Annotated in this window: 10 protein-coding genes; 3 read left to right on the forward strand and 7 right to left on the reverse strand. The window is 75.2% G+C overall.

The features are described from left to right. Positions 1-656: 656 nt before the first annotated feature. Complete coding sequence (locus AB0D49_RS00685) at positions 657-1,907, forward strand: M14 family zinc carboxypeptidase (RefSeq protein ID WP_362748432.1); 1,251 nt, start codon at positions 657-659, stop codon at positions 1,905-1,907. A gap of 24 nt (positions 1,908-1,931) precedes the next feature. Here AB0D49_RS00685 and AB0D49_RS00690 read toward each other — a convergent pair whose 3' ends face one another. The 3 genes from AB0D49_RS00690 to AB0D49_RS00700 form a co-directional block, all read right to left on the reverse strand. Next, positions 1,932-2,357 (reverse strand): SSI family serine proteinase inhibitor, encoded by a 426-nt coding sequence (locus tag AB0D49_RS00690; protein ID WP_362748435.1) that lies wholly within the window; start codon positions 2,355-2,357, stop codon positions 1,932-1,934. Then, positions 2,354-3,721: a M14 family zinc carboxypeptidase gene (locus AB0D49_RS00695; RefSeq protein ID WP_362748438.1), complete on the reverse strand. Its 1,368-nt coding sequence runs from the start codon at positions 3,719-3,721 to the stop codon at positions 2,354-2,356. Before AB0D49_RS00695 ends, AB0D49_RS00690 begins: the two co-directional genes overlap by 4 nt. A gap of 191 nt (positions 3,722-3,912) precedes the next feature. Next, complete coding sequence (locus AB0D49_RS00700; RefSeq protein WP_362748440.1) at positions 3,913-4,464, reverse strand: DUF1707 and FHA domain-containing protein; 552 nt, start codon at positions 4,462-4,464, stop codon at positions 3,913-3,915. A 234-nt stretch (positions 4,465-4,698) separates the two neighbouring features. On the opposite strand from AB0D49_RS00700, the gene treZ reads away from it, so the two are divergent. Continuing rightward, positions 4,699-6,444 carry a malto-oligosyltrehalose trehalohydrolase gene (treZ, locus tag AB0D49_RS00705; protein ID WP_362748443.1) on the forward strand — a complete coding sequence of 582 codons (1,746 nt, stop codon included), beginning with the start codon at positions 4,699-4,701 and terminating at the stop codon, positions 6,442-6,444. Positions 6,445-6,603: 159 nt separating this feature from the next. Here treZ and AB0D49_RS00710 read toward each other — a convergent pair whose 3' ends face one another. The 3 genes from AB0D49_RS00710 to AB0D49_RS00720 all read right to left on the reverse strand — a co-directional run bounded on the left by AB0D49_RS00710 (position 6,604) and on the right by AB0D49_RS00720 (position 9,540). Next, a complete protein-coding gene (locus tag AB0D49_RS00710) occupies positions 6,604-7,605 on the reverse strand; it encodes an aminoglycoside phosphotransferase family protein (protein WP_362748446.1) in 1,002 nt (333 codons plus the stop codon). Between the two features lie 39 nt (positions 7,606-7,644). Continuing rightward, the gene (locus AB0D49_RS00715) at positions 7,645-8,772 is read right to left on the reverse strand and encodes an aminopeptidase P family protein (protein WP_362748449.1); all 1,128 of its coding nucleotides are present in this window, start codon (positions 8,770-8,772) and stop codon (positions 7,645-7,647) included. Positions 8,773-8,955: 183 nt separating this feature from the next. Further along, positions 8,956-9,540, reverse strand: coding sequence for a PDZ domain-containing protein (locus AB0D49_RS00720; protein ID WP_362748452.1), 585 nt, complete (start codon positions 9,538-9,540; stop codon positions 8,956-8,958). Positions 9,541-9,894: 354 nt separating this feature from the next. On the opposite strand from AB0D49_RS00720, the gene AB0D49_RS00725 reads away from it, so the two are divergent. Continuing rightward, positions 9,895-11,424: a hypothetical protein gene (locus AB0D49_RS00725; RefSeq protein ID WP_362748455.1), complete on the forward strand. Its 1,530-nt coding sequence runs from the start codon at positions 9,895-9,897 to the stop codon at positions 11,422-11,424. Here the strand turns inward: AB0D49_RS00725 and cyc2 are convergent. Beyond that, positions 11,417-13,675, reverse strand: coding sequence for a germacradienol/geosmin synthase Cyc2 (gene cyc2, locus AB0D49_RS00730; RefSeq protein ID WP_362748458.1), 2,259 nt, complete (start codon positions 13,673-13,675; stop codon positions 11,417-11,419). The genes AB0D49_RS00725 and cyc2 overlap by 8 nt on opposite strands. Positions 13,676-13,927 lie beyond the last annotated feature (252 nt).

Here is a 13,927-nt window from a genome sequence, read left to right on the forward strand (position 1 = left end):
GGGCGGCCGAACCCCACACGGGGCAGGTCACCGGGATGGGGTCTGCCGCCGTCCCGTGGTGGCCGCCCGTTCGACGGTGACTGTCCGCGGCGGCGACCGCCTGTTCGAGGGCGACCGCCCGCCCGACGGCGACCGCCTTCGCGCGGGAGCCCACCAGGTGCGGCGTCGGCACACCGGGCGGCTCTCCGTGCCGAGGTGCGGCCCGGCGTGGTGGGCCCGCCCCACGCGGAGTGCCCGCGCGGGGCGTCCAGGACAGCGGCGAGTTCGGCGACTTCCTGGGGCGCCCGGCAGCCCCCCTCGCGGGTCGTCCCAGATATCCCCCCGCCGGTGGTCGGCCGACGCGCCGCCCCGGACCCGCCGCCGGGAGGCAGGTCCCGGAGTGCCACCCGCCAGAGCCCCTCCCCCGGCACGGCCCCACCCGGGCTGTGGACGCGCACGCCCGTGACCGCCCGTGGCCGATCCCCCGCAGCACCCCCGTCGCACACGGCGTCAGAAGTGCTCGTGCGCGCGGTCGTGGCGCACGGCGGTGGGGGTGGGTGCTTCCGGACGCCCGGGGATGCCCCCTTGCGCCTCCCCCGGGTCGTTCTTGACAGGTGCCGCGCCGCGTGGGGTACTGCGGATGCGAGGTCATGCGGACTCGGCGGACAGGTCGGGGGGTGAGTCTGCTGCCGCAGCTGCGCTATCCCACCGTCACCGAACTGGTGTGGTCCGCGCGGGCACTGGCCGCCGACCATCCCGGGCTGTGCGCCCTGCGGCAGGTGGGCGTCTCCCGCGCGGGACGGCCGCTGCACCTGCTGTCCGTGGGCCGGTCGGGCCGCGCGGTGCTGGTCGTGGCGGGCGCGCACGCCAATGAGCCGACCGGCGGGTGCACCCTGCTGGCGCTGGCCCGGCGGGTGCTGGACGAGCGGGCCCTGCGCGACGGGCTGTCCTGGCACTTCCTGCTGTGCGCCGACCCGGACGGGGCGAGTCTGCACAGCACCCCGGCGCCGCACAGCCTGCTGGACTACCACCTCGGTTTCTACCGGCCGCCCGCGCCGGAGCAGCCCGAGTGGTCCCCGGCGGCGCTGCCCCCGGACCGGCTGCCGCCGGAGACCCGCGCCCTCACGGGGGTGATCGACGAGCTGCGGCCCTATCTCCAGGTGACCCTGCACGGCACCGACCTGGGCGGCAGCTGGGTGCAGCTGACCAAGGACATCCCGGGGCTGGCGGAGCCGTTCGCGCGGTCGGCGGCGGAGCTGCGCATCCCGGTGGAGGCGGGCGCGTCGGACGCGGCGGGCTGGCCGGTGGCGGGACCGGGCGTCCATGTGATGCCCCCGCCGGACGCGGGCGCCGCGTACCCGAGTATGCCGGACGACGCGCGCAACAGCACCTGGTACCACGCGCACCGCTACGGGGGGCTCACCGCGGTGGTGGAGGTGCCGATGTGGGCGAGCGACCTGGTGACCGATCCGGCGCCGCATCCGGCCCCGGCGGCGGCGCTGCGCAGACTCGCCCAGCGGCTGCTGCGCGACACGCTGGAGGTGGAACGGGTGCTGGGCGAGGCGCTGCCCCGGCTGAACGGGTCGGGCGGTCCGCTGCTGCGGGCCGCGCAGTGGGGTCTCGACCTGGTGCCGGGGCTGGCGGCCGACTGGACGCACACCGCGCCGGCCGGTTCCACGATGGCGTACGTCGGCAGCGTGGACGCCTTCGCGCGGCGGCTGCCGCTGCGGGCGGCGGCGATGCTGCTGCGGGTCCTCCAGGAGCGCGACGACCGCGCGGCGCCCCGGCTGGAGCGGCTGGTCGCCGCCTGGAGCACCTCCTTCGCGGACCGTTTCCGGGCCCGCTGGGTGCCGCTGGAGGACCAGACGGAGCATCAGAGCCGTACGGTCCTGGCGGCGGCGCTGCACGCGCGGGAGCGGGCGTCCTGACCGTCCGGGGCGGTGCCGCGCGGGTCAGGCGTCGAGGGTGAACACGTCCCCGGTGCTGCCACGGAGTTCGCAGTCGTTGGAGTAGGTCTGGCGGAACTCGACGCTCCGGCCGCTCCACTGTCCGCGCGCGTGGGCGGTGACGGGGGCGTAGAGCAGGGGGCACCGGGTGGCGTCGGCGGGGATGTTCCCGATGTCCCCGTCGGCGGAGGAGAGTTGTTCGCAGGCCGTGGCGGCGTGGGTGTGTCCCTGGGGCGGGTTGCACATGAGCAGCGTCCCGCGCGTGTCGCTGGTCTGGGTGTCGCCGCGGGTGACGCTCAGATAGAACCAGTTGCCGGGCAGGGCGGGCTGGGCACCGGCGTGGGCGGGGAGCGCGGCGGCGGCCAGGAGCAGGGCCGCGAGCAGACCGCCGCGCGCGGCTCTGCGGGGGCGCGGGGATGTCGTGTACGTCATTCCTGGTGCATCGGCACGGCGGTGCCCGAACCCCACCCCGACTCACCCGAACGGGAGGGTCCGCCGGTCCGGCGCAGGGCGAGGTCGACGGTGTGCAGCACGACCTGCGTCTGGTAGGCGACCTGCCGTTCGACGGGTATCCAGCGGGCCCCGCAGCCGTCGTGGAAGTCGGCGCACCACAGGTCGAGCAGGTGGTCCAGTGCGGGCAGCGTGCCGGTGGGGTCGGTCCCGGCGCGGCGGACGAGCTGGTGCAGCAGTCCGGCGGTGCGCAGCGCGAGCCGCCGTCCGGCCAGCCGCAGCGCGGTGAGGTGGGCGGTGGTGAGCGGCGGCAGGGTGCGCGGGCCGTCCCGGTCGCGCGTGTCGGGGTCCCAGGCGTCGGCGAGGCGGGGGCAGATCAGCAGGTGGTCGTCGACGGGCGCGAGCAGCGCGGCGGCGTCGGGCGCGGCGGCGAGGTGCGGGCGGCAGCGGGCGAGGAGGGTCTCCAGGAGCCGTGTGTCGTGCCGCAGGGCGCCGCTGACGGCCCGCAGGGCGCGGTCGGGGTCGGCGGGCACGGACCCGTCCTGGACGGCGGCGACGCCCCACATGGGTGCCTCCACGACGGCGGTCACCGTGCCGTGGCGGTAGGGGTGCAGCCAGGTGGAGTCGACGGGGGCCGTGGTGACGGCGGCCGGGCCGTCGTGGCGGGGGTGCGGGATGCGGTACACGGAGGGGCCGAGGACGGGCCAGTAGAGCGTGTCGTAGGGGCCGAGTTCGCGCGGTACGGCGTGGCGGGCGGCGGTGCGGGCGAGTCTGCGGGCGATGCCGGGCAGGTCGTGGGTGAGTTCGAGGAAGCCGCCGCCGACGTCGACGCCGTGCAGCGAGCACTGGAGGACGGGGCGCAGTTCGTCCTGGAGGGCGAGCAGGGCCCGGGTCTCGGGCAGGGCGGCGGCGCCGGGGCCGCCGGGCAGCCATTCGGGCTGTTCGCGGAAGCCGGGGCGGAAGAAGTTCCGGAAGTAGTGGCTGAGGGTGTAGGGGCCGTGGAGCCAGCCCTCGTTGCGGCGCAGTCCGTCGGGGTCGACGCAGAGCAGCAGGTCGTAGGTGACGTCGGTGTCCGCGCCGGGGGCCGGGTCGGCGAGGACGCGTTCGGCGAGGTGCAGGGCGGTGGCGCCGCCGCACGGCTCGTTGGCGTGGGGTCCGGCGACGATCAGGACGTGCCGGGTGCCGTGGCCCACGGACAGCAGCCACAGGGGGGTGCCCGCGCGGGAGGTGCCTACGCGGCGCAGCCGGGCGTGCCGGGGGCTGCGGGCGACGAGGGCGGCGGCGCGGGTGACGAGTTCGTCGACGGTGGGATAGCGCGGGAGGGGCGGCAGGGCACACCTCCACATCGCGCCGTCGCTTCACCTGCTGTGCAGGCCGAGCGACAGTCAGTCACGCGCGGAGATGGGCGTCAACACCGCCTCGGGCGGAGGGGGTCGCTGTCGGCCAGGCCCGTCCAGAGGGGGGCACGGGGGGCGCGGGGCGGCGCACGGGGGCCGTGCGGGACGGGACCGGGGCGGGGGTCCGCGCGGGGCCGCGTTCAGCCCGCGGCCAGCCGGAACTCCATCGTGCCGAACGACACCTGGTCGCCCTCGCAGACCACCACCGCGCCGATGACCCGGCGTCCGTTGACGCTGGTGCCGTTGGTGGAGCCGAGGTCGCGCAGCACCCACATGCCGCCCTGCCGGGAGAGTTCGGCGTGCACGCGCGAGACGGTCTCGTGGTTGAGGCGCAGCCCGTTGGCGGGGTCGCGCCCGATGCGCAGGGCGTGTCCCGAGGCGGGGTGCGGCAGCAGCAGCTTGGGCAGCCGCTCCGCCTGCCAGGCGCGGCGCAGCCGGACGGTGAAGCCGGAGACCGCCTCGACCGTGCCGAACACCGCGCGCGAGAGGCGGCCCTCGGTGGGCAGGTCGGCGGTGAGCAGGGCGAGTTCGTCGGAGCGCCGGGCGGCCAGCGCCAGTTCCATGCGGCGGATGAACGTGTCATGCGAGAGGCGGCCCATGGCGACGCCGTCACGCAGCAGCTTCAGCGCCTTGTCGCGCTCCGCGTCGGACAGCCTCGCGGGGTACGTGGGGAACTCGAAAGACGACGTCACAGTCGTGATTGTCGGTCAGCCCGGCCCCGGGTGTCCAGAATTCGGCGAAAGGCCGCCCCGCGCGTGCGGCCCGGCGCCGACGGGCACGGGAGGGGCGGCACGTGGTCGCGGCGGAGGCGGCACCGCGCGGGGAACGGGGTAGCCCGCAAATGGGGGTATGCGCCAGCGGACCCCGCGCGCGTCGCGCACGATGGACGCGCTACGTCCCGGTGGGCAGACGAAGGGGAACCGTCCGTGCAGTTCGAGGTGTGGGCACCGAGGGCCGACCGCGTGACGCTGGAGTGCGGGGGCGGCACGCAGGAGATGGAGCGCGACCCGCGCAGAGCGGGCTGGTGGACCGGGCAGGCGCGGGCGGAGCACGGGACGCGCTACGGCTTCGCGCTGGACGGCGGACCGGTGCGGCCCGACCCGCGCTCACGGCGCCAGCCGGACGGCCCCGACGGCCCGAGCGCGGTCGTCGACCACTCCCGCCACCCCTGGCGCGCCCCATGGCCGGGGCGCCCGCTCCAGGGGGCGGTCCTGTACGAGCTGCATGTGGGCACGTTCACCCGCGAGGGCACCTTGGACGCCGCCGCCGACCGTCTGGGCCATCTGGCGGAACTCGGCGTCACCCATGTGGAGTTGATGCCGCTGTGCCCCTTCCCCGGACGGCACGGCTGGGGCTACGAGGGCGTGTCCCTGTGGGCCGTGCACGAGCCGTACGGGGGCCCCGACGCGCTGAAGCGGTTCGTGGACCGGGCGCATGGGCTCGGGCTCGGCGTGGTCCTGGACGTGGTCCACAACCATCTGGGGCCGTCCGGGAACCACCTGCCGGAGTTCGGGCCGTACTTCACCGACACCCATCACACGCCCTGGGGGGCGGCGGTGAACCTCGACGCGCCCGGGTCGGACGAGGTGCGCGCCTTCCTGCTGGGCAGCGCGCTGGCCTGGCTGCGGGACTACCGGCTGGACGGGCTGCGGCTGGACGCGGTCCACACGCTGGCCGACACCCGCGCCTACCCGTTCCTGGAGGAGCTGTCCGCGGCGGTGGACGCGCTGGCCGTCGAGGAGGACCGGCCGCTGTCCCTGATCGCCGAGTCCGACCTCAACGACCCCCGGCTGATCACCCCCCGCCCGGCGGGCGGGCTCGGACTGCACGCGCAGTGGAGCGACGACTTCCACCACGCCCTGCACACCGCCCTGACCGGCGAGTCGCGGGGCTACTACGTCGACTTCGCGCGCGCCCCGCTCGACGCCCTCGTCAAGACCCTCACCGGCGGATACTTCCACGACGGCACCTACTCGTCGTTCCGCGACCGGCACCACGGCCGCCCCCTGGACCGGTCCCGGGTGGCCGCGCACCGGCTGCTGGGCTACAGCCAGACCCACGACCAGATCGGCAACCGCGCCCAGGGCGACCGGCTGTCCGCCTCGCTCTCCCCCGGCCTGCTGGCCTGCGCGGCGACCCTGACGCTGGCCGGGCCGTTCACGCCGATGCTGTTCATGGGCGAGGAATGGGCGGCGGGCACCCCCTGGCAGTTCTTCACCGACCACACGGACCCCGACCTCGCGGAGGCGGTACGGCGTGGCAGACGGCGGGAGTTCGCGGCGCACGGATGGGCCGAGGAGGACGTCCCCGACCCGCAGGACCCGGCGACCCGGGACCGCTCCTGCCTGGACTGGTCCGAACCGGCGGACGAGCCCCACGCGCGGATGCTGGCCTGGTACCGCCTGCTGATCGCGCTGCGCCACGACCACCCCGATCTCACCGACCCCGATCTGTCCGGCCTCAAGGTCGCCCACGACCCGGTGGCCCGCTGGCTGGCGCTGCGCCGCGGCGATCTGTGCGTGGCCGTCAATCTCGGTGCCGGGACCGCGGCCGTCCCCCTGGGGCCGCGCCGCGCGGCGGTCCTGGCCGCCTGGGAGCCGGTGGACACGCCCGGCCCGGACGGGGTGCTGCGGCTGCCCGGGGAGTCGGCGACGGTCCTGGCACAGCCGTAAGGACACCCCACGCGGTCACGGCTAGTCGTCCACCGGGGCGTCCGCCCTGAAGCCCCCCACGCGGTCACGGCTAGTCGTCCACCGGGGCGTCCGCCCTGAAGCCCCCCGCGCGGTCACGGCTCGCCGTCCACCGGAGCGTCCGCCCTGAGCCCCCCGCGATCACGGCCCGTCGTCCACCGGAGCGTCCGCCCTGAGGTCCGTCACACGCTCCAGCAGGATCGGCTCCCAGGTGCGGTGCAGCCGGTCGCGCAGCGGGGGCAGGTCCGCGCGGGTGCCGAGCGCGGCGGCGAGGTCCCGTACCGCGTCGCAGCGCGCCAGCCACAGGCCGCGCAGACACGGGCGGGCGCCGTACCCGGCCAGGGTCGCGGCGCGGACGGCCGCCGGGGAGCCGACGGCGGCGGCCAGGCCCGCGATGTCCTCGGCCGGGTCGCCGAGGACCGCCGCGTCCCAGCCGAGGACGCCCCGCACCCGGCCGTCGGCGCTGACGACGAGGTGGTCGGCGGTCAGCGCGTGATGGACCAGGACCGCGGCGGCGCTCTGGGCACCGAGCTGAGCGGCGGCGGCCGGGGTGAGCTGGTGGACCCGCGCGGGGCCGGAGTCGTCGGACTCGTCGGCCGCGGCGAGCCGTTCGGCGGCGCGTGCGGCGGCCTGGCGCAGCGCCTCCAGGGAGCGGGGCGCCCGGCGCGGCACACCGAGCGCCTCGGCCTGCCGCGCGGGCACCTGGCGCAGCCCGGTGAGCACCCCGGCGAGATCGGCCTCGCCCACCGCGGACACGTCGTGGCGGTCGGCGGAGCCGCCGGGCACCACGGTGTCCAGGGTGTAGCCGAGGCCGGGCGCCCACTCCCCGTGCGCCACGCTGACCGGGACGGCGACCGGCAGGTGCGGGCGCACCAGGTCGCGCACCCGCAGCTCGCGGCGGCGCCCGCCGCCCGCCTCCGGGCCCGGGGCCAGGCGCAGGACGTGCCGGGCACCGACCCACCAGGTGGCGCCGCCCGGGGACGCGGGACGGATGTCCGGCCCCCCGGCAAACCCACCGGAGCGGCCGGGCGTACCGGACGTGCCGGAGGTCCCGGAGGAATCCGAGGAGTCGGAGGGGTCCTTGAGGAGTCCGCGCACGATCCGGCGGACGGTGTCCTCGGTGGGGATGGATGCCTGGGTCATGGTCACGCCGTCGCTCGGAGGGGCTCCTAGGGGGGCGGTTCAGTCCACGACGACGAGTTCGCGGGTGGTGTCGTTGAGGCGCCGCCCGCCGTCCTCGGTGACGGTGACGATGTCCTCGATCCGTACCCCGAACCGGCCGGGCAGATAGACACCGGGCTCCACGGAGAAGCACATGCCGGGCACCAGGGGCTGTTCCTCGCCCTCGATCATGTACGGCGGCTCATGCGTGGTGACGCCGATGCCGTGGCCGGTGCGGTGGATGAAGCGGTCCCCGTACCCGGCGTCGGCGATGACCGCGCGGGCGGCCCGGTCGACCTCCTGGCAGGCGACGCCGGGCCGCACGGCCTCGTAACCGGCCTGCTGGGCGGCGCGCACCAGGTCGTGCACCCGGCGCTCCTCGTCGGTGGGCTCGCCGACGTGGACCGTGCGGGAGGTGTCGGAGCCGTAGCCGTCCCGGAGGCCGCCGAAGTCGAGGACGACCATGTCGCCCCGCTCGATGACCCGGTCGCCCGCCTCGTGGTGCGGGTTGGCGCCGTTGGGGCCGGACGCGACGATGGTGAAGTCGACCTGCTCATGGCCGTGCCGGCGCAGCAGCGCGTCGAGGTCGGCGGCCACCTCGGACTCGCGGCGCCCGCCGAAGGCCACCGTCCGGATCTCCTCGAAGGTGGCGTCGGCGGCGGCGCCCGCGGCGGCCATCAGCTCCAGCTCGGCGGTGTCCTTGACGGCGCGGAGCATGGGCAGGGCGTCCGTGAGCGCCGCATAGGAGCTGTCCGGCAGCGCCCGCTGGAGCCCGAGCAGGTGCAGCGCCCAGGCGTTGTCGCTGACGCCGAAGCGTCCCGCGGCGGCGAGGAGGGCGGCGGTGACGGCGTAGGGGTCCTTGCCGTCGGTCCAGTCCCGCAGGCTGAGCGCGGGCGCCCCGGCGGCCTTGGCGGCGTCCGGGGCCTCCAGGGTGGGCACCACGAGGGCGGGGTCCTGGCCGGGGACCAGCACCAGCACGGTGAGCCGTTCGGTGGCCGCGGGCGGGGCGTAGCCGGTGAGCCAGACGAGGTCGGGGCCCGGCGCGACGAGCAGTCCGGCGAGTCCGGCGGCGTCGGCCTCCCGCGCGGCGCGTGCCATACGGGCCCGGTAGTCGTCGGCGGTGAAGGACGCGCGCGTACTGGCGGTCATCGGGTGCCTCCCTGGGCGGCTGGGTGACCGGGTCTGTCGGCAGCATCCTGCCCGCACGCCGGGTGCGGCGCGAGCGGTCTGCGCGGGTTTCGCACGGTCCGCTCGCGCCCGGTGGGACGCGTGGGGCGCACCGGACACGCCCCCAGGGAGGCCCTTGCGGGGTACGGCGGTCCGCGCGGGGCGTCAGACGACGACGGCGGGCGTGATGGACAACTGCTGATAGCCGCCGCTGTCATGGCGCACGGTGATGGTGACCGGGCGGCCGGGGTCGGCGGCGGCGACGGCCCGCACCAGGTCGGCGGCGGTGTCCACCCGGGTGCCGTCGAAGGTGAGCAGGACGTCCCCGTGGACCAGTCCGGCGTAGTGACCCGGACCGGGCACATGCACGCCGACCACCAGGGCGCCCGCCTTCTCGGCGTCCACCGCCTCCACGCCGAGGGCGGCGGGCGGTGCGGGCGGGACCGGTCCGGGAGCGGGCGCGCTCCGGGCGGCACCGCCCCCGGCTCCGGAATCCGCCCCGGAACCCGTCCCGGTGTCGGCCCGCCGCTGGAGTTCGGTGAGCGGGCCCAGGCCGGCGACGGTGGAGCCGACGCCACCGAGAACGGCCCCGCACAGCATCAGCAGGGCGCAGGCGAGGAGCGAGAACAGCAGGGTCCGCAGCCGCCGCCCCCGGCGCCGGGCGGCATGTGGGCGTCTGCCGGGCGCGGCCCTGGCCGCACCGGGTTCCCGGCCGGGCATCGGCTTGGGACGCAACGCAGTCTGTTCCATCGGATCGCCTCCGGCTGATGCCCTACCCGGCGCACCGGCCCCCGACGAGCCACGAAAGAGTGAGACTGGGCGACCCGTTTGACCCGTGGGCCGCCCGGCTCCGCGACCACCCGAACGGCCGCCGCCCCGGCGACGCCCCATGTCAGCCCCGCAGGCCGAGCCGCGCCGACCGCACCGGACACGCAGAGCGATCCGACCGGCCCCCGGCGGACCCCACCGACCCGACTGGCCCCACCCACCCCACAGAGCCCACCGGTCCACCCGCTCCAGGCCATGGGAATCGTCCAAGTCGTCCACAGGGACGGCCGGTTCGCCGGGCCCGGATTGTCAGTGCTCACTGTTACGTTCTGTGACATGACGGATAACGCGCTCCGGCTGCTGCGGCAGCACCCGCGGCTGGCCGGCCTGGCCGCGTTCCCCTTCGACTTCGACCTGGACCGGGCCACCCAGGTCCCCGTGGGCCCGGTGCGGCTCGCGTCCGGCGCCCCGCTGCACGCGGTGGCGGGCGACGACTCGGGGGGTACGTACTTCCTGTGCCCGGACGGCACCGTGCTCTACGCGTCGGCGGACGGCACGGCCGGAGTCATCGGCTCGTCGGTGACCGAGGCGCTGGAGATCCTGGTGGGCCTGCCGGGCTGGGCGGCGTACGCGGAGCTGGCGCCCGGCACCCCGGAGCCGGAGCTGCTGGACACGGTGGCGCGGACCGAGGCGGCCCTGCGCGCACACCGCCCGCTGGACGAGGCGCGGAGCGCGCTGCGCACCGGCCTGGGCCTCCCCGCGCGGTCCCCGGCCGAGCTGCTGATCCGCCTGCACACCGCGCTGGCGTGCACGGAGCCGGAGTTCCTCCTGCTGGACGATGAGGACGGACACGCGTTCCGGCCGCTGCACAGCAGACCGCGCCGCCCGCCCTGGGCGCCGGTGCTGGCGCGCGGTCGGGCCGATCTGGCGCTGCTGCGCGCCGGGGACGTGCAGACGGCGGCGGCGATGCGGCAGGACGCGGTCCGGCGCCGGGTGGTGCTGCGGGCCGCGCAGTTCGACCGGGCCGAGGGCGATCTCGGGCTGCTGCGGCGGCTGCTGCGGCTGGCGGCGACCGCGTCGATGACGGACGAACTGCGGCTGGCGGCCGTGCTGGTGGGCCGGTACGGCCGGGCGGCGGACCTGCCGCTGCTCAACGAGGTGCGGGAGACCGACTTCGACACGGCGTGCGGTCTGAGCCAGCTCCCCGGTCTGGACGCCAGCGGCGCGGAGCTGGCGCGCTGGGCACAGGGGCTGGACGAGTCGATGTTCGGTACGGACCCGGCGGACGAACCACTGCTCACCTGGACCGGTCTGGCACTGGACCAGGGCCTGACCGAGCACGCCCGGGTGGCGCTGATCCATGAGCTGGACGCCATCACGCTGGACCAGGGCCGGCTCCGCCGGCCGGACGCCCCGACCCGGCTGAATCCGGCGCCGGTCGGCGCGCTGGCCCGGGAGTTCGAGCGGCTCGGGGATCTGCGCCAGGCGCTGCGCGCCCAGCGGCTGTACGCGGCGTTGCAGGAGACGGCCTGGGACCGGGTGTCGGCGCGGCTGACCCAGGCCCGGCTGGAGCGGTCGGCGGGGCGCGCCGTCCAGGCGGCCGGGACGCTGGCGGCGGTCCGGGCGGTGCTGGCCGACCCCGGCGACGGCTCGCTGGCGTACTGGCAGCGGGTGAATCTGGGCCGGTTCATCGCCGAGGAGCACTACGCGCTGGCGGTCGCCCTGGCCGACGCGCGGCTGCCGCAGCAGGCGCGCGCGGTGCTGGCGGCCGGTGACGCGATACTCGGCGAGCTGTCGGACACGGCCGCGAAGGGCGTCCGGCAGCTCGCCGAGGAGACCGCCACCTGGGTGTGGGGCGTCAGCTGACCGACTGCAAGGACGGGGGCGGGGACGGGGACGGGGAGATCTGAGTGAACGGGGCGGACGGGGCGAACGGGGCAGGTGCCCGGTCCGGCAGGAAGCCATGGGTGCGCCGGGCCAGATACTCGGCCTTGTAGCGGTCGACCGTGCGGTGCCAGTGCAGGATGCCGGACATCCAGTTCTCCAGGTCGGTCACATAGTCGGCCATCTTCTGGCGGCCCTCGGCGGACAGCTCGAAGTCGTCGTAGACGACGGGCAGTTCCTGGGCCACGACATGCTCGAACTGTTTCATCCGCTGGGTCATCAGATCGTGGACGACACCGACCGCGGTGGGGTAGTCGCAGCCGAAGAAGTTCTGCACGACGAGGACCGCGTTGTGGATCTCGCCCTCGTACTCGATCTCCTTCTGGTACGAGAAGACGTCGTTGAGGAGACAGGCGTAGTCGGCGGCGGCCATCTCCAGGGAGCGGACGGGTCCGGTGCGGTAGATCTCGTCGGGGACCGCGGGGCCGTGGCCCATACGGCACAGCCCGAGGGTGAGGTCGGAGCCGAAGGTGTCGCGGCGCATCTCCAGATAGTCCACGGGGTCGGGGACGCGGTGGTGGAACTGGTTGACCAGCTCCCACATCCAGGCCGCCGTCATCCGGTCGATCCCGGCCTTGAGGCGTTCGCGGTGCGCGGTGCTCATGCCGGCGGTGGTGCGGGCCCACAGGTCGATCAGCCCGCGCTCCATGGCGTTGACGGGGACGGGGAGGACGTCCCCGTCGTGCACGGGCATGCAGTCGGAGAGCCGGGCGGTGGTGACGCGGGCGGCGGCGAGATCGCGCCGGTGGCCGTAGACGAGGGGGTAGTAGTCGTCGCCGTAGGTGCCCCAGGCGAGCCATCCGGCGCTGAGGTCGAGGGCCTCCTCGCTGCCGTCCGGGTCGATTCCGGCGGAGCACAGGGCGAGGTCACAGGCGCGGAGCTTGTCCTCGTCCCAGACGCCTTCCTGGAGGATGCCCATCTCCCGCGACCAGGTGAGGAGCCGGGCCCGGGTGGCGTCGAGATGGGGGCTGAGCTGCGGCTCGAACGGCATGTAGAGATCGGGCACGAGGGACGGGCCGACCTTGGGGAACGGGACGTGGGTGAAGGGGCGCAGCCGTCCCGCGCGGCCGAAGTGGGTGGGGGCCGAGGGCGATCCGGCGGTCTGGGCGAGCAGCCGGGCGAGTCCGGCGGCCGAGGTGCCGGGGCCGGTCGGCGCGGACCAGGGCACGGCGGGGGTGTCGCGGACGTTCTCGTTCATATAGCGGCTGGAGCGCAGATGCCACTCATGGCCGCCGGACTGCCAGTCCTGGAGTCCCTTGGTGTAGGCGGCGACGGCCGCCACCTCGCCGGGTGTGAGGCCGTGTTCCAGGGCGAGCGCGGGGACCTCGGTGAGGGCGGTGTGCTCGAACTGGTGGAGACGGGAGGTGAGGATGTCGTTGACGTGTTCGGCGGCCTCCTGGGTGGAGCAGCCGAAGAACGTCTCCAGGACCAGGACGCCGTTGCTGAGTTCGCCCTCGTCCTCGACCTCGCGCTGGTAGGAGAAGAGGTCGTTGCGCAGATGGACCCCGTCGGAGAACGTCTCCATCAGCACCCGCAGCGGACGGCTCGGCGCCACCCGCGCCGGGACCTCGGCGGTCGCGTACTCGACGAGCCCCGCCGACCAGGGGGCGCCGCCGACCTTGCGGCGCATCTCGATGTACTCGACGGGGTTGGCGATCCGCCCCTCGTTGATGTTGGACAGCTCCCACAGCGACTCGTTGAGCAGATGCTCGGTCGCGGTGGCGAAACGCTTCCTCCACTCCTGCGACATGGCCGGGACGGTACGGGCCCACAGATCGGCGAGCCCGGCCTCGACCGGGTTCCGCGGCTCGGGCACGGGAGTGCCGAGGTCGAGCGGCATGAACAGCGGCATCCGGTCCAGATACGCCTTGCCGCCCACGCGGTCCTGGGTGCGCTTGAAGGTCTCCAGGAAGTGGTCGTCGAAGAAGAAGACCCACACGTACCAGTCGGTGATCAGGGAGAGGGCGGGTCCGTCGCAGTCGGGATGGGTGTAGGCGCACAGCAGACCGTAGTCGTGCGCCTCCAGATCGGCCTGGTCCCAGATCCCGGAGCCTTCCAACATGCCCATGTCGCGCGCCCACGCGGTGCAGTGGCTCCGGGCCTCTTCGAGGTGCGGATTCAGGCGTGCCGGATACGGCATGTAGAAGTGCGGGAGTTCGAACGGCTGCGTCATGGCCCGGGGCTACCCGGGACCCCCCGGACCCATCCGCCCGAAGGCACATGATCACACCATCGCGTGAATCGAGGCGGAATCCGGCCGTTCGCGGACCGCCGTGTGACGCTGCTCGCGGTGTGGTGCGGTGTCGCGCGTGCGGTGCATCACGGCGCGTGCGGTGCGTGTGGCGCGTGCGGTGAGGTGGGCTCCGGCGCCGGTGCCTCCCGGCCCGCACCCGGTGAGGTGGGCTCCGGCGCTGGTGCCTCCCGG

This window comes from Streptomyces sp. NPDC048290, from assembly GCF_040652095.1.
GTDB lineage: Bacteria > Actinomycetota > Actinomycetes > Streptomycetales > Streptomycetaceae > Streptomyces.